We start from the raw sequence: 15285 nt of genomic DNA, 5'->3' as shown, positions 1-15285 counted from the left end.
ATGCTACAACGACTTGATTTTCGTGGGCGCAACCTCACGCGGGCGGAGCTGGCCGCGAGCCTTCCGCGGGCGAGCGTGGACATCGACGCCGCGCTTGAGGCGGTGCGCCCGATCATCGAACGGGTGAGGCGCGAGGGCGCGGCCGCGTTACGCGACCTGGCCGAGCGTTTCGACGGCGTGCGCCCCGAGAGCCTGCGCGTGCCGCAGGAGACGATCGACGACGCCGAAGCCCGGCTCATGCCCGAACTGCGCCACGCTCTCGAGCTGTCGATCGAGCATAACCGGGCCGGCCACCGCGCTCAGCTACCCACCCCGGCGCAGACGGTGATTGTGCCGGGTGGCGTGGTCCGCCAGCGCTGGATCCCGGTGGAGCGCGTGGGCCTGTACGTGCCCGGCGGGCTGGCTGTCTACCCCTCCTCTGTCATCCACAACGCGGTGGCCGCGCAAGTGGCGGGCGTGTCGCAGATCGCGCTGGCCTCGCCGCCGCAGAAGGAGTACGGTGGCCTGCCCCACCCTACGATCCTCGCCGCGTGCAAGCTGCTCGGCATCACCGAGGTCTACGCCGTGGGCGGGGCCCAGGCGATCGCCATGTTCGCCTACGGCGCCGCCGGATCCGAGGAGGCCGACGGGCCGGTGCTGTGCGAGGCGGTCGACGTTGTGACGGGGCCTGGCAACATCTTCGTGGCCGCCGCCAAGCGTGCCGTCCATGGGGTGGTGGGCATCGACGCCGAGGCCGGCACCACCGAGATCGCGATCATTGCTGACGCCGGTGCCAACCCGCGCTACGTGGCCGCAGACCTCCTGTCCCAGGCCGAGCACGACCCGGCCGCCGCCTCCGTGCTCATCACGGACTCCGAGGACTTCGCCGACGCCTGCGAGGCCGAGCTCGCGGCCCAGGCGGCTGCGACGAAGCACGCCGAGCGGGTGGACACCGCGCTGCGCGGCCCCCAGTCCGGGATCGTGTTGGTGGATGACATGGCGGCCGCCGTGCGGGTGGCCGACGCCTACGGGGCCGAGCACCTCGAGATCCAGACGGCGAACGCCCGGGAGGTGGCCGGCCGCATCCGCAACGCCGGGGCGATCTTCGTGGGCCCGTACTCGCCGGTGCCGCTTGGGGACTACATGGCCGGCTCCAACCACGTGCTGCCCACGGGCGGCACCGCCCGCTTCGCGGCGGGGCTCAACGTGTTCGCCTACATCAAGCCCGTCCAGGAGATCGAGTACGAGCGGGATGCGATGGCCTCCATGGCCGGGCCGCTCACGGCGCTCGCGCTGGACGAGGACCTGCCCGCCCACGCCGACGCTCTGAAGGTGAGGCTCTCATGAAGCTGCCGCTGCGCCCCGAGTTCGTGGGCGAGGTGCCCTACGGCGCTCCCCAGATGGAGTTGCCGGTGGTGCTCAACACGAACGAAAACCCTTACCCGCCGGCGCCCGAGGTGGTGGCGGAGATCGCCGTGCGCGTGGCCGAGGCCACCGCGTCTCTCAACCGCTACCCGGACCGCGAGGCCTTCGCCCTGCGAGCCGATCTCGCCGGCTACTTGGCTGCCGAATCGGGCGTGAGGCTCGCGCCGGAACAGGTGTGGGCGGCGAACGGCTCGAACGAGGTTATGGCTCAGTTGCTCACCGCGTTTGCCGGCCCGAGCCGCACGGTGCTGACCTTCACCCCGTCGTATTCCATGTACCCCGAGTACACCCGTAACGTCTACGGCCGCTTCGTCGCTGTGGAGCGGGGAGCGGACTTCGCGATCGACGTGGCCGCCGTGCCCGCGCAACTGCAGGTCTACCGCCCGGCCGTCGTGTTGCTGGCCTCGCCCAACAACCCTACGGGCACCGCGCTCGACCCTGCCGACCTCCGTGCCATCCTCGAGGCGAGCGCGCAATCGGGGCCGGAGGGCGCGGCGAGCGTCGTCGTCGTGGATGAAGCCTACGGGGAATTTCGGCGCGACGGCGTGCCGAGCGCCCTCGAGCTGCTGGGGCGCTACCCGAACCTGGTGGTGACGCGCACGATGTCGAAGGCTTTCGGGGCGGCCGGCCTGCGCCTCGGATACATGGCCGCCAGCCGCGAGATCGTGGACATGGTGCGGATCGTGCGCCTGCCCTACCACCTGTCAGCTGTGAGCCAGGCTGCCGCCCGCGCCGCGCTCGCCCACCGCGCCTTGCTCATGGAGCAGGTGGGCCAGATCCGCGCCGACCGCGACGCGCTGGCCGCCGAGCTTCGCCAGATGGGTTTGCAGGTGGCGGACTCGGATGCAAACTTCGTCATGTTTGGTACCTTTGAAGACCGGCACGCCGTGTGGCAGCGCCTTGTGGACCGGGGCGTCTTGATCCGCGAGGTCGGACCGGCCGGCTGGCTTCGCGTGACGGTGGGGCAGCCGAAGGAGAACGCTGCTTTTGTTGAGGCACTGAAGGAGGCACGATGACTCGCCAAGGAATGGTGGAGCGTACCACGTCCGAATCCTCGATCCGGGTGAAAATTGACCTGGACGGGACGGGCACGTCCCACATCGACACGGGCGTCCCGTTCTACGACCACATGCTCACCGCCCTGTCCAAGCACTCGCTCATCGACATCGACGTCGAGGCGCGCGGGGACGTGGAGGTCGACGTGCACCACACCGTGGAGGACACCGCGATCTGTCTCGGCCAGGCGCTGCGCCAGGCGCTGGGGGATAAGAGCGGGATCGGCCGTTTCGGCGACGCCGTGGTGCCGCTTGACGAGTCGCTCGCTCGGGCCGTGGTGGACGTGTCGGGCCGGCCGTACGTCGTGCACCGTGGCGAGCCCGCGGGCCAGGAGTACCACCTCATTGGAGGGCACTTCACGGGCGCGATGACGCGCCACGTGTTCGAGTCCTTCGCGATGAACGCCGGCATCTGCCTGCACGTGGAGCTGCTCTACGGGCGCGACCCGCACCACATCGTCGAGGCCCAGTTCAAGGCGCTGGCCCGGGCGCTGCGCGCCGCCGTGGAGCCCGATCCGCGCGTGAGCGGCGTGCCCTCCACCAAGGGGGCCCTGTGAGCTCGCGCCGATTCGTCGTCCTCACCCCCTTCGGCCAGCCCGACATCGTGGCCGGCATCCTGCGCCTGCGCGGGCTGGATGCCCGGGTGATCGCCACGAACTCAGGCGTGTGCGTGGTACATGACGTGGCCGTGCCCGCCTTCACCGACTGGGACATCGCCGAGCTCCTCGGCGGGGAGCCCGAGCCCGCGCAGGGCGAGCCCGCCAACGTCGCTGACGACCCGGATAACCTCGCCGGCCCGCTCTCGGCGCTATCCGAGTTCGGCGTGGTGCTGCTGACGGCCGAGCTGGGCGACGACGTCGGCTCCGAGGCCGGTCTGTCCGGCATGGTAACCGGCGTGCGCTACCTGGGCGGCCTACGCGGTGAGGAGGTCCAGGCCGGAATCTTGCTCAACACGCTCGACCCGAAGGTGGAGAGCCTGGTCATCAACGGCGCGGCGGGTGAGGGCATCTCCTCGATGGACCTGAGCCTGGCCGACGTCGAGCGCATCCTCGGTGGGGCGCCTAAGATCGATGCCGCCGACGACTCCGACGGCGAGGGCGTGCGATGATCGCGGTCCTCGACACGGGCGGCAACGTGCGCTCGGTGGTGCGCGCCCTGGAGAAGGTGGGCGCGCGCGTGGAGCTCACCACCGAGCCGGCCATCCTTGAGGACGCCGACGGCCTGGTGGTGCCGGGCGTGGGCGCGATGGCCGCCGTCATGGATAAGGTTCGCGCGGCGGGAGCTGACCGGATCATCGAGCGCAGGCTCGCCGGTGGGCGGCCCGTGCTCGGCATCTGCGTGGGCCTTCAGATCATGTTCGATCACTCCGCCGAGCACGGGGGAGCGCGCGGTCTCGCCCAGTGGCCGGGGAGCGTGGACTTGCTACCGGCTCCGATCGTGCCGCACATGGGCTGGTCCAAGGTGGAGGTGCCCGAGGGTTCGGCACTGTTTGACGGGATTGAGAACGAGCGCTTTTACTTCGTCCACTCCTACGCCGTCATGCCCGACCCGGCGGCCGAGCTGGCCGGCGGGCACTTCGCCCCGCCGCTGGTCACCTTCGCCGAGCACGGCGCGCGCTTCGTCGCCGCGGTCGAGAACGGCCCGCTGACCGCCACCCAGTTCCATCCCGAAAAGTCCGCCGACGCCGGGTTGCGCCTCCTGCGCAACTGGCTCGATATGAAAGGTAGCCATGTCTAAACTCGAACTTCTCCCCGCCGTCGACGTCGTCAACGGCAAGGCCGTGCGCCTCAACCAGGGCAAGGCTGGCACCGAGCAGGAGTACGGCGATCCGGCCGACGCCGTGGCCCTCTTCGTCGATCAGGGCGCGGAGTGGATCCACCTGGTGGACCTCGACGCGGCCTTCGGGCGCGGCTCCAACCACGAGCTGCTGTCCCGGATCGTGGGTGAGCAGAAGGACGTGAAGATTGAGCTGTCGGGCGGCATTCGCGACGACGCCTCGCTCGCCCGTGCCATCGAGGCCGGCGCCACCCGCGTCAACCTGGGCACGGCCGCGCTGGAGGACCCGGAGTGGACCAAGCGCGCGATCGCCGAGTACGGTGAGCGCGTGGCTGTGGGGTTGGACGTACGCGGGGACGTGCTCTCGGCCCGCGGCTGGACGCGCGACGGGGGCAACCTGTGGGAGGTGCTCGCCCGCCTCAACGACGACGGGTGCGCCCGCTACGTCGTCACCGACGTCACGCGCGACGGGATGCTCGAGGGCCCGAACCTCGAGCTGCTGCGCAAGGTGTGTGAGGCCACGGATCGCCCGGTGGTCGCCTCCGGCGGCGTGTCGAACCTGGATGACATCGCGGCGTTGCGCGAGCTGGTGGAGCTCGGCGTGGAGGGCGCGATCGTGGGCAAGGCGCTCTACGCCGGGGCGTTCACCCTGCCGCAGGCGCTGGAGATTGCGGGCGAGCGGTAGATGGCCGACCTACGCCGCATCCTTTCGCCCAACCCCTTTGCCGACGACGACGGCTCCATCACCCCCGAGCTCGCCGCGGCCTACGCCGAACCCGAGCACGCCCGCGTAGCGGCGATCGTGGCCGCGCTCGGCCGGGTGATCGTGCCCGTCCTCCCGCACGCGCACCCGGGCCGCGACGGCGCCGGGATCGCCGCCCACGCGCCGGCCCCCACCGATCCGCTCGAGTGCCCGGACGAGGACCTGGTGCGCGTGGAGTTTCCGGGTGGGCGGCAGGCCCTGCCGATCTTCTCTTCGGCCTCAGCCTTGCGTGCGTGGAACGATGAGGCCCGTCCCGTGCCGGTTGAAGTGGCGAAGGTCGCCTCGGCGGCTCTGGAACGAGCCGACGGCGTGCTTGTGCTCGACCCGGGCAAGGACCAGACCTGGCTGGGGCGCAGCGCCACCGCCGCGCTCGCCAGCAATACCCCGTGGGTGGCGCCCTGGGACGACCCGGAGATCCCCCGCAGGATCACGCTTGGGATTGACGGCTATCTGCCGGGCCTGGAGAAGATCGGGGTCCAGCCGGGGCAGAACGGCTCGGCCGTCGTCGTGCTCTACCTTATCCCGCCCGTGGACCGGGATAAGGTCGTCAACATCGCCCACACCGTGGCCGCGGCGATGGGAAGCGACCCGTACGTCAAGTCGCGCCTGGACGTGGTGGAGATCCGGCCGTTCTTTGCGGGAGCTTAGGTGGGCAAGCTCACGGGGCGCGTAGCGTGAGCGGATATAGCGGAGCGTGGCGGCCCCTGATACACTACTAGGCGACCACCACCGGCGAATGCCGGGATGCAAGCGGAGAAATCCCACCTCGAGTTCCCACAGGGGGCCGGGTTTTTGGTGAAGGTGGGCGTATGCCCCTTTTCCTCGGGATACTCCGTGCGCATTGCACGTCGAAGTAAGAAGAGGAACCGTTATCAACGAGCCAAGAATCAACGATCGAATTACCGTTTCCGAGGTACGTCTAGTCGGGCCGGGCGGTGAACAGGTCGGCGTCGTTCGCGTTAAGGATGCCCTGCGCCTCGCCCAGGAAGCTAATCTCGATCTTGTTGAGGTGGCACCCAACGCCAATCCGCCAGTGGCCAAGCTGATGGACTACGGCAAGTTCAAGTACGAAGCCGCGCAGAAGAAGCGCGAAGCTCGCCGCAATCAGGCCAATACCCAACTCAAGGAGATTCGCCTGAGCCTGAAGATTGACAAGCACGATTACGACACGAAGGTCTCGGCCATCAAGAAATTCCTTGATGGGGGAGACAAGGTCAAGATCCAGCTTCGCTTCAAGGGCCGCGAGCAGCTGCGTCCGGAGATGGGTGTGCGCCTCATGGAGCGTATTGCGAACGACACTGAGGAAAACTCCACCGTGGAGTCTGCCCCTCGCGTCGATGGTCGCAACATGGTGATGGTGCTTGCTCCTATTCGTCGCAAGTCGCAGGCCAAGTCCGACCAGCGCCGCAGGCGTGAGGCAGAGCGCGCAGCTCACCGCGCCGATTCGCGCCGCGCCCGGCAGGATGCCGCCTCCGATGAGCAGGCTGAGACGGCAGCGAACTAGTCAAGAAAGAATACGAATAATGCCTAAGATGAAGACCCACTCGGGTGCTAAGAAGCGCTTCCGCGTCACCGGTAGCGGCAAGCTCATGCGCGAGCAGGCGGGCAAGCGCCACCTCCTCGAGCACAAGTCCTCGCGTCGTACCCGCCGCCTGTCCTCGGACCAGCCGGTGGCCCAGGCCGACGTCAAGCCCACCAAGCGCCTTCTTGGCATGTAAGGAGTAGAGATGGCTCGCGTAAAGAATGCACTGAACTCCAAGAAGTCCCGCCGTACCACGCTTGAGCGCGCCAAGGGCTACCGCGGCCAGCGCTCGCGCCTGTACCGCAAGGCCAAGGAGCAGGTTACCCACTCATTCGTCTACAACTACCGCGACCGCAAGGTGCGCAAGAATGAGTTCCGCAAGCTGTGGATCCAGCGCATCAACGCTGCGTGCCGCGCCGAGGGCATGGTCTACTCGCGCTTCATGCAGGGCCTGTCGCTGGCCGGCATTGAGGTTGATCGCCGCATGCTCGCCGAGCTCGCGGTGAATGACCCGGCCGCCTTCAAGGCGCTTGTCGACGCCGCCAAGGCCGCCCTTCCGGCGGACGTGAACGCTCCGGCGAACAAGTAACGCACTCATTGTGGCGGGCCCCGAGGTTTTCGGGGCCCGCTTCACTGATTTTGCGCTGGTACCATGAAGGAAAAACGGAGGAACCGTGGAAATTATTGAACCGGCCATGCAGGCCACGGCCATTGAGGGCCTTTACGTCATCACGCCGAAGCAGGTCACGGACGAACGCGGCACGATCCGTGAGCTAGTGCGCAGGTCCTGGCTGGAGGAGCGCGGGCTGGTGAGCTCGTTTGCCCAGGCGAACAACACGCTCACGCACAAGGGGGCCGTGCGCGGCCTTCACGCGGAGGCGATGACGAAGCTGGTCACGGTGGTCTTCGGGCGGGTCTTCGGCGCCTACGTGGACATCCGCGAGGGCTCGGCCACGCGGGGCCAGGTGGTGACCGTGGAGATCACCCCGGGCACGATGGTGCTGGTCCCGCAGGGCGTATGCAACGGCTTCCAGGCGCTGGAGGAGTCGGAGTACCTCTACTTCTTCGACCGGGAGTGGACGGCGGGGATGCCGGGCTCGGCGCTGGCCCCGCTTGATCCGGAGCTGGGCATCGAGTGGCCGATCCCGGTCGACGTCGATAACCGGGCGATGATCTCGGAAAAGGACTTGAACGCCCCGCGGTATTCCGCGGTGAGGGGAGCGTAGGTGCCGCGCCGCTTCGAGGGCCTAACGGGCCAGGCGAAGAAGGTTGCCGGCCTGCAGTCGCGCAGGAACCGGGAGCGCTACGGCCAGATCCTCGTGGAGGGCCCGCAGGCGGTGCGCGAGGTGCTTGCGCGCCCGGAGCTTCGCGACCTGTACGTCACGGAGGAGGGCCTCGCTCGTCACCCTGACCTCGACTCGCTCGCCCAACGGGTCGATCCGTACACGCACGTGCTGTCCGAGGCGGACTTCGCGCGCCTGTCGACGTCGGCCCAGGGCTGGCTCGCGGTGGCGGACGTGCCCGGCCAGCCGTCGTTGGCCGACGTGCTTGGGCGTGCGCCGCGGTTGCTGGTGTGCCTGGCGGAGTCGGCCGACCCGGGCAACCTCGGCACGGTCATCCGCACCGCCGACGCCGCGGGCGCTGACGCCGTGCTGCTCGGCCCGGGCTCAGTGGAGCTGTTCAACCCCAAGGTGATCCGCTCCTCAGCAGGGTCGGTTTTCCACCTGCCGATCCTCTCGGTGGCCGTGCAGGAGGCGGTCGGAGCGGCGCGCGCGGCCGGCATCCAGGTGCTGTGCGCGGACGGGAGTGGGGAGCGCGATTTGGCACAGGCCATGGTGTGCCCGGGCGATTTTTCACGGGTGGACGGCGCCGGGTCGCAGGTCCTAGATCTTGCGTCCCCCACGATGTGGCTGGTGGGTAACGAGGCCCACGGGTTCACGCCCGCCCAACTGGAGCTGGCTGACCATAGGGTGCGAATTCCCATGTGGGGCGCGGCGGAATCGCTGAACGCGGGCGTGGCGAGCTCGCTGTGCCTGTACGCCAGCGCACTGGCGCAGCGTGCGGCCGAGGCCCGCTGAGAAAGAACGCTTTAAGGGACGAAGGTCCCTGCGGCCGGGTGCGCCGTCCCTATTTCAGTGTCTGTAAAAATTAGCTAATTCAAGTCTTACCTAATGCCGGGCTCGTCCTTACCGCGCCAGAACTATGATCGGTGTCATGGTAGAAATTCGCATCCATGGGCGAGGCGGCCAAGGCGTGGTGACCGCCTCTGACCTCGTTGCAATGGCCGCGTTCGCCGAGGGTCGTCACGCCCAGGCATTCCCTTCGTTTGGATCCGAGCGCACCGGCGCGCCCGTCGTCGCCTACTGCCGGGTCCGTGAGGAAGAGATCCGCACCCGCGAACCCGTGCTTCATCCGGATCTGCTCATCGTGCAAGATCCCACGCTGCTTGGCATTGTCGATGTGTTTTCGGGGCTGAACCCGCGTGGCTACGTGCTCATCAATTCCTCCAAGCGCAGCGCGGAGCTTGGGCTCACCGAGCGTCAGGCCGAGATGCCGCAGGGCCACTTCATGACGATCCCGGCCGCGGACATCGCGCGCAAACACACCGGGCGCACCGTCCCTAACGCCGTGCTCCTCGGCGCGGCCGCGGCGCTGACCGGCCTGTACAAGATGGAGTCGGTGGCCAAGGCGATCTCTGAGCGCTTCCCCGGGCGGGTAGGAGAGATGAACGTGGCCGCCGCCCAGGAGGCATATGACCTGGTGCTAGCTAAGAAGGAGGCGCTCAATGCTGAAGCAAATTGAGGGATCGCAGGCGATCGCCCAGACCGTGGCCGCGTGCCGGCCCAACGTCGTCGCCGCCTACCCCATCTCACCCCAGACCCACATCGTGGAGGGCCTGTCGGCGATGGTGAAGAAGGGCGAGCTTGAGAACTGTGAGTACATCAACGTCGAGTCGGAGTTCTCGGCCATGTCGGCCTCCATCGGAGCTTCGGCCGTGGGCGCCCGTGCCTACACCGCCACCGCCTCCCAGGGCCTGCTCTACATGGTCGAGGCGGTCTACAATGCCTCCGGACTGGGCCTGCCGATCGTTATGACAGTGGCCAACCGCGCAATCGGCTCGCCGATCAACATCTGGAACGACCACTCGGACGCGATGTCCCAGCGCGATTCTGGCTGGCTGCAGCTGTACGCGAAGGACAACCAGGAAGCGGCGGACCTGCACGTACAGGCCTTCCGGATCGCCGAGGAGCTCTCGCTGCCGGTGATGGTGTGTATGGACGGCTTCATTCTGACCCACGCCGTGGAGCAGGTGGACATCCCCGAGCTGGAACAGGTGGATCGCTTCCTGCCGCCCTACGAGCCGCGCCAGGTGCTCGACCCGGCCGATCCGATCTCGATCGGCGCGATGGTGGGCCCGGAGGCCTTCACCGAGGTGCGCTACCTCGCCCACCACAAGCAGCTTGACGCGCTCGAGCTCATGCCGCGCATCCAGGCCGAGTTCAAGGAGATCTTCGGCCGCGATTCGGGCGGGTTGCTGCACGAGTACAAGTGCGAGGACGCGGAAATGATCGTCGTCTGCCTCGGTTCGGTCACGGGCACGCTGCGCGACGTCGTCGACATGCGGCGCGAGGCGGGGGAGAAGATCGGCGTGCTCTCGCTCGTGTCCTTCCGTCCGTTCCCGTCGGCGGCGGTGCGCGAGGTGTTGAAGAACGCCAAGCGCTTCGTGGTGCTGGAGAAGGCGTTCTCGGTGGGCATCGGCGGCATCGTCTCCTCCCACTGCCGGGCGGCCATGCGCGGGCTGCACTTCACCTGCCACGAACTGATCGCGGGCCTGGGCGGGCGCGACATCACGATCGCTTCGCTCAACGCCTACCTGGACAAGGCGGTGCGTGACGAGGTGGAGCACCTGACGTTCCTCGACCTCGACACGGAGCTCGTGGAGCACGAACTGGAGCGCGAGGCGAAGATGCGCAGATCCGGCGCGATTCCGGAAAACATGATCCGCCACTACGCGGAGCGGGCACAGGAAGAAGGTCACGATGACATCCGTTGATTTGCCAAGCCCGGAGTACCGCCAGACGGCGATCCCCTCCCGCGAAGAGGTCAAGTTCTACCAGGTCGGATCCTTCGCGGTGGGCAACCGGTTGGTGGACGGGCAGTACCAGTCGGTCCAATCCGGACCGAACCGCTTCAACTCCCTGACCTCGGGCCACCGCGCCTGCCAGGGCTGTGGCGAAGCGCTCGGCGCCCGCTACGCCCTCGATGCGGCGATGGCGGCCACCGACAACCACGTGGTAGCCATCAACGCCACGGGCTGTCTTGAGGTCTTCTCCACCCCGTATCCCGAAACCTCGTGGAACCTGCCGTGGATGCACTCGCTGTTCGGCAACACGGCTGCCGTTGCCACCGGTGCGGCCGCCGGCCTGAAGGCGATGGGCAAGTCGGACGTGCGGGTGGTGGCCCAGGGCGGCGACGGCGGCACGGTGGACATCGGCTTCGGCCCCCTGTCGGGCATGTTCGAGCGTAACGACGACGTGCTCTACATTTGCTACGACAACGAGGCCTACATGAACACGGGCGTGCAGCGATCGGGCGCCACCCCGCCCACGGCCCGCACGTCCACCACCCAGCCCGTCGGCCCGGAGCCGGGCAATACCTGGGGCCAGGGCAAGGACTTGCCGCGCATTGCGATGGCGCACGAGATCCCCTACGTCGCCACCGCCACGGTGGCTGACCTGCGCGATCTCGAGTACAAGGTGACGAAGGCGATGGGTATGCACGGCGCGCGCTACATCCACATCTTCGTGCCGTGCCCGCTCGGCTGGGGCACCGCCTCCGGAGTCACGGTCAAGGTGGCGCGCCTGGCCACCCAGACTGGCCTGTTTCCGGTCTACGAGGCCGAGTATGGCGAGATCACGTCCGTGTCGAAGATCCGCCGCCCGGCGCCCGTGGAGGACTACCTGCGCCTCCAGCGCCGCTTCGCCCACCTATTCAAGAAGGGCGCGGACCCGGAGGTGATTCGTCGGATCCAGGAAATGGCGGACCGCAATATCAGGCGCTATGACCTGATCGATGACGAGTCGTTGGATGAGTTTGTCAAGTACGAGGGAGACGAATCATGACATCGCTGCGAGACGAGAAGGAAAACCTGCCGTTTGCGATCACCCTCGAGGTGGGCTCCTCGGCGGCGAATCGCACGGGCACGTGGCGTTCGGAGCGGCCGGTCTACGTCAACCTCCTGCCTCCGTGTAACAAGCAGTGCCCGGCGGGGGAGAACATCCAAAAGTGGCTCTACCACACCGAGGAGGGCAACTACGAGGCGGCCTGGCGCGAGATCATGGTCAACAATCCGCTTCCCGCCTGCATGGGCCGCGTGTGCTACCACTCTTGCCAGGTGGCGTGTAACCGCGCCCAGGTGGACGAGGCGGTGGGCATCAACTCGGTTGAGCGCTTCCTTGGTGACAAGGCGATCGAGGAGGGCTGGAAGGTTGAGGTTGCCGCCGCGCCGTCGGGAAAGAAGGTCCTGGTGGTCGGCTCGGGCCCGGCGGGGCTGTCGGCCGCCTACCACCTCGCCCTGCTCGGCCATGAGGTCACGGTGCGGGACTTGGGTGAGAAGCCGGGCGGCATGATGCGCTATGGCATCCCGTCCTACCGCCTCCCGCGCAATATCCTCGACGCGGAGATCCAGCGGATTGCCGACATGGGCGTCACCTTCGAGCAAAACACGCGGGTCGACGACGTCGAGGCCGCACTTGCCGACTTCGACGCGGTCTTCACTGCGGTGGGCGCCCAGATCGGGAAGAACATCAACGTGCCCGCCGGGTCGGCCTCGCACGTGATGGACGCGGTGGACGTGCTGCGCGACGTGGAGGAGGACGGCTTCGCGGCGAATGCTAGCCAGCCACTCCTCGGCCGCGTGGTGGTGGTCTACGGTGGCGGCAATACGGCTGTGGACGCCGCCCGTACGGCCAAGCGCCTGGGCGCCACCGAGTCGGTCATTCTCTACCGCCGCACGCGCGATCGGATGCCGGCCCATGATTCGGAGGTCCAGGAGGCCGAGGAGGAGGGCATCACGATGCGCTGGCTGTCCACAGTGGACCACGTGGATGCCGGCTCGATCAAGATCGAGAAGATGGCCCTGGACGAGAACGGCTTCCCCCAGCCCACCGGCGAGTACGAGGAGCTGGCCGCCGATTCGCTCATCATGGCGCTTGGCCAGCAGTCCGACCTCACGCTCCTCGAGGGAGTGGAGGGCGTGGAGATCAACGACGGCGTCGTCACGGTTTCTGGCCAGATGATGACGGGCCGCCCGGGCGTCTTCGCCGGTGGCGACATGATCAAGGCGGAGAAGAACGTGACCGTGGCGATCGGGCACGGCAAGAAGGCCGCCCGCTACATCGACTCCTGGCTGAGGGGTGGCACGTACGCCCCGGCGGACAAGCACGGGGACGCCACGCTCGATCGGATGGAGACCTGGTACTACTCTGACGCCCCGCACAAGATGCGCAAGCGCCTCGAGGGCGCCCGGCGCTCCTCCACCTTCGACGAGGTGGTGATCGGCCTGGACGAGGAGTCGGCGATCTACGAGGCGCGGCGTTGCATGAGTTGCGGCAACTGCTTCGGGTGTGACAACTGCTTCGGCGTGTGCCCGGATAACGCGGTCACGAAGATTGCCTCCGGCGTGTATGAGTTCAAGTACGATTACTGCAAGGGCTGCGGCGTGTGTGCCGAGGAATGCCCGTGTGGAGCGATCTCCATGGTGCCGGAGGAGATTTAGTGAGTCTTTTCGATCCCATCGAGTTACGCGGGCTGCAGGTCCGCAACCGGATCTGGCTGCCGCCGATGTGCCAATACTGCGCGGGGGAGTCGGGGGAGTGGCTGGGTCGGCCGAACGACTGGCACTACCAGCACTACGCCTCCCGCTCTGTGGGCGGCTTTGGCCTCATCACGGTGGAGGCAACGGCGGTCACCCCGGTGGGGCGCATCTCGAACAAGTGCCTGTGCCTGGATGATGAGGCGGATGTGCCGGCCTTCCGGCACATCGCCCGGGTCATCACCCAGCACGGCGGGGTGGCCGCGATCCAGCTCAACCACGCCGGCCGCAAGGCCTCCACGCGGGGTGGGCTCGGTGGTGGCGCGTTGCCGCCCGAGGAGGCGTGGGAGACCGTGGGGCCCAGCGCGATTGCGTTCGAGGGCCTGCCCGCTCCGCGGGAGATGACGGAGGCCGAGATCCAGGCCGTTATTGCCCAGTTCGCCTGCTCGGCGAACCTGGCGGTGGAGTCCGGCTTCCAGGCGATCGAGATCCATGCCGCCCACGGCTACCTCATTCACCAGTTCCTCTCCCCGATATCGAATCATCGCGAGGACGCCTGGGGCGGAGACTTCGAGGGCCGCACGCGCCTCCTGCGCGAGGTTGTGCGCGCGGTGCGTGCGGTGATCGGCGACGTGCCGCTCTTCGTGCGGATCTCGGCCACCGACTGGCTGGCGGAGAACTTCGAGGAGGTGGACGGCAGCTACGGGTGGACGCTGCAGGATTCGATCCGGCTGGTGCGCGAGCTTCCCGACGTCGATTTCTGGTCCGTGAGCACGGGCGGTTGCTTCCCCGTTAAGATCCCCGCCGGCCCGGGATACCAGGTCCCTTTCGCCCGCCGGATCCGGGAGGAGACGGGCGCCGTGGTGGGCGCCGCCGGGCAGATCACGAACGCCACGCAGGCCGACGTCGTCGTCTATGAAGAAGAGGCTGACGTGGTCTACGTGGGCCGCGTGGGGCTCCATGACCCGTACGTGCCGCGGCACTGGGCGAAGGTGCTGGATGTGGAGATCCCATGGCCGGACCAGCTAGTGAGGGGAAGGTCGACGCGCTGAAGGGCAAGATTGCAGGAGTGGTCGCGCTGGGAGTGATGGCCGGGATGGTGCGCCGCCGGGGAGTGGCGAAGCAGAACTCGCCTTTCCGCCGGTATTGGGAGCGCCACCTCCAGGCTGAACTGGCCCGCCTTGACCAGATCGCGCAGGTGGGCGGCGAGATGCCACTCGTCTACGTGGCGCTCGGGGATTCGGCGGCCCAGGGCCTGGGCGCCCGGGTGGTTCAGGAGGGCTACGTGCCCCGGCTCGCGCGGGCGCTGGAGGAGATGAGCGGGCGCGAGGTCGTGCTGCTTAACCTGTCGCTCTCGGGCGGCACGATCCAGTCGGTGCTCGGTACCCAGCTACCGCAGTTGCGCGGGCTCAAGGTGGCGGGCGAGCCGTTGCGCCCTGACGTCGTCAGCCTCGACATCGGCGGCAACGACGTGCTCCAGCCGTGGCTGAGCCAGGATGAGTTTGCCGCTTACGTCGAGCGTCTGGAGGGCGAGCTGCCCGCCGGCTCGTTCGTCATGAATATCCCCTCGTTCGGGGTGATGACGGCCGACGCGCGGGCGGAGGAGTTCTCGGCCAGCATCGATCGGCTCGAGTCTCACCGCGTCATCGACATCCGCAGTATCTCTCAGAGCCTGCCGATGGCCACCTACCTGTTTTCCTACCATGCGATCGACCTCTTCCACCCCAACAGCCCGTGGTATGCGGTGTGGGCGCAGGAGCTTGCCGACGCCGTGGCGCACGACCGGGGTTGGGAGCGCACCGAGGTGGCGGAGCTCGGGCCCTGGAGCGGGCCGATCGCGCGGACGTGAGTTGGGCGACGGCGTCGTTGCGCGGGCCACAGTGGACCGAAATCGCCCCGGGCTGGCTCAATGATTAGACTTGGAGCGTAAACCCGCGCCTGCGGGGGCAAG

At 67.7% G+C, this 15285-nt stretch carries 18 protein-coding genes; all 18 read left to right on the top strand.

All coding sequences use genetic code 11. The features are described from left to right. Window positions 1-1326: a histidinol dehydrogenase gene (hisD, locus tag QPC17_RS05105; RefSeq protein ID WP_062613858.1), complete on the top strand. Its 1326-nt coding sequence runs from the start codon at window positions 1-3 to the stop codon at window positions 1324-1326. Continuing rightward, window positions 1323-2420: a histidinol-phosphate transaminase gene (locus QPC17_RS05100; protein ID WP_062613815.1), complete on the top strand. Its 1098-nt coding sequence runs from the start codon at window positions 1323-1325 to the stop codon at window positions 2418-2420. Before hisD ends, QPC17_RS05100 begins: the two co-directional genes overlap by 4 nt. Beyond that, on the top strand, window positions 2417-3016 hold the full coding sequence (hisB, locus tag QPC17_RS05095) for an imidazoleglycerol-phosphate dehydratase HisB (protein WP_062613816.1): 600 nt from the start codon (window positions 2417-2419) through the stop codon (window positions 3014-3016). Before QPC17_RS05100 ends, hisB begins: the two co-directional genes overlap by 4 nt. Then, window positions 3013-3567, top strand: a complete 555-nt coding sequence (locus QPC17_RS05090; protein ID WP_062613817.1) for a hypothetical protein — start codon at window positions 3013-3015, stop codon at window positions 3565-3567. Before hisB ends, QPC17_RS05090 begins: the two co-directional genes overlap by 4 nt. Further along, on the top strand, window positions 3564-4196 hold the full coding sequence (hisH, locus tag QPC17_RS05085) for an imidazole glycerol phosphate synthase subunit HisH (protein ID WP_285347059.1): 633 nt from the start codon (window positions 3564-3566) through the stop codon (window positions 4194-4196). Before QPC17_RS05090 ends, hisH begins: the two co-directional genes overlap by 4 nt. Then, entirely contained in the window at window positions 4189-4920 is a 732-nt protein-coding gene (gene priA, locus QPC17_RS05080) for a bifunctional 1-(5-phosphoribosyl)-5-((5-phosphoribosylamino)methylideneamino)imidazole-4-carboxamide isomerase/phosphoribosylanthranilate isomerase PriA (protein ID WP_062613819.1), read from the top strand. The genes hisH and priA overlap by 8 nt, the downstream gene beginning before the upstream one ends. Beyond that, window positions 4921-5646, top strand: coding sequence for an SseB family protein (locus QPC17_RS05075; protein WP_285347058.1), 726 nt, complete (start codon window positions 4921-4923; stop codon window positions 5644-5646). Between the two features lie 193 nt (window positions 5647-5839). Further along, complete coding sequence (gene infC, locus QPC17_RS05070; RefSeq protein WP_201783164.1) at window positions 5840-6502, top strand: translation initiation factor IF-3; 663 nt, start codon at window positions 5840-5842, stop codon at window positions 6500-6502. Between the two features lie 19 nt (window positions 6503-6521). Further along, on the top strand, window positions 6522-6716 hold the full coding sequence (gene rpmI / locus QPC17_RS05065) for a 50S ribosomal protein L35 (protein ID WP_062613821.1): 195 nt from the start codon (window positions 6522-6524) through the stop codon (window positions 6714-6716). Between the two features lie 9 nt (window positions 6717-6725). After that, entirely contained in the window at window positions 6726-7109 is a 384-nt protein-coding gene (gene rplT / locus QPC17_RS05060) for a 50S ribosomal protein L20 (protein ID WP_062613822.1), read from the top strand. 85 nt (window positions 7110-7194) lie between these two features. Then, a complete protein-coding gene (locus QPC17_RS05055) occupies window positions 7195-7746 on the top strand; it encodes a dTDP-4-dehydrorhamnose 3,5-epimerase family protein (protein WP_201783165.1) in 552 nt (183 codons plus the stop codon). Beyond that, window positions 7747-8598: a TrmH family RNA methyltransferase gene (locus QPC17_RS05050; protein ID WP_068538987.1), complete on the top strand. Its 852-nt coding sequence runs from the start codon at window positions 7747-7749 to the stop codon at window positions 8596-8598. It abuts the gene before it with no gap. A gap of 136 nt (window positions 8599-8734) precedes the next feature. Continuing rightward, window positions 8735-9322 (top strand): 2-oxoacid:acceptor oxidoreductase family protein, encoded by a 588-nt coding sequence (locus QPC17_RS05045; RefSeq protein ID WP_062613824.1) that lies wholly within the window; start codon window positions 8735-8737, stop codon window positions 9320-9322. Beyond that, complete coding sequence (locus tag QPC17_RS05040) at window positions 9306-10574, top strand: transketolase C-terminal domain-containing protein (protein ID WP_068538988.1); 1269 nt, start codon at window positions 9306-9308, stop codon at window positions 10572-10574. Before QPC17_RS05045 ends, QPC17_RS05040 begins: the two co-directional genes overlap by 17 nt. Continuing rightward, window positions 10561-11643 carry a thiamine pyrophosphate-dependent enzyme gene (locus QPC17_RS05035; protein ID WP_068538989.1) on the top strand — a complete coding sequence of 361 codons (1083 nt, stop codon included), beginning with the start codon at window positions 10561-10563 and terminating at the stop codon, window positions 11641-11643. Before QPC17_RS05040 ends, QPC17_RS05035 begins: the two co-directional genes overlap by 14 nt. Further along, window positions 11640-13298 carry an NAD(P)-binding protein gene (locus QPC17_RS05030; RefSeq protein WP_068538990.1) on the top strand — a complete coding sequence of 553 codons (1659 nt, stop codon included), beginning with the start codon at window positions 11640-11642 and terminating at the stop codon, window positions 13296-13298. The genes QPC17_RS05035 and QPC17_RS05030 overlap by 4 nt, the downstream gene beginning before the upstream one ends. Next, window positions 13298-14386 (top strand): NADH:flavin oxidoreductase/NADH oxidase, encoded by a 1089-nt coding sequence (locus tag QPC17_RS05025; RefSeq protein ID WP_218837031.1) that lies wholly within the window; start codon window positions 13298-13300, stop codon window positions 14384-14386. The genes QPC17_RS05030 and QPC17_RS05025 overlap by 1 nt, the downstream gene beginning before the upstream one ends. After that, window positions 14347-15183, top strand: coding sequence for an SGNH/GDSL hydrolase family protein (locus QPC17_RS05020; RefSeq protein WP_083200614.1), 837 nt, complete (start codon window positions 14347-14349; stop codon window positions 15181-15183). The genes QPC17_RS05025 and QPC17_RS05020 overlap by 40 nt, the downstream gene beginning before the upstream one ends. Window positions 15184-15285 lie beyond the last annotated feature (102 nt).

It is taken from the genome of Trueperella bernardiae (genome assembly GCF_030246965.1).
GTDB lineage: Bacteria > Actinomycetota > Actinomycetes > Actinomycetales > Actinomycetaceae > Trueperella > Trueperella bernardiae.
This window is presented reverse-complemented; position numbering and strand designations above follow the sequence as displayed.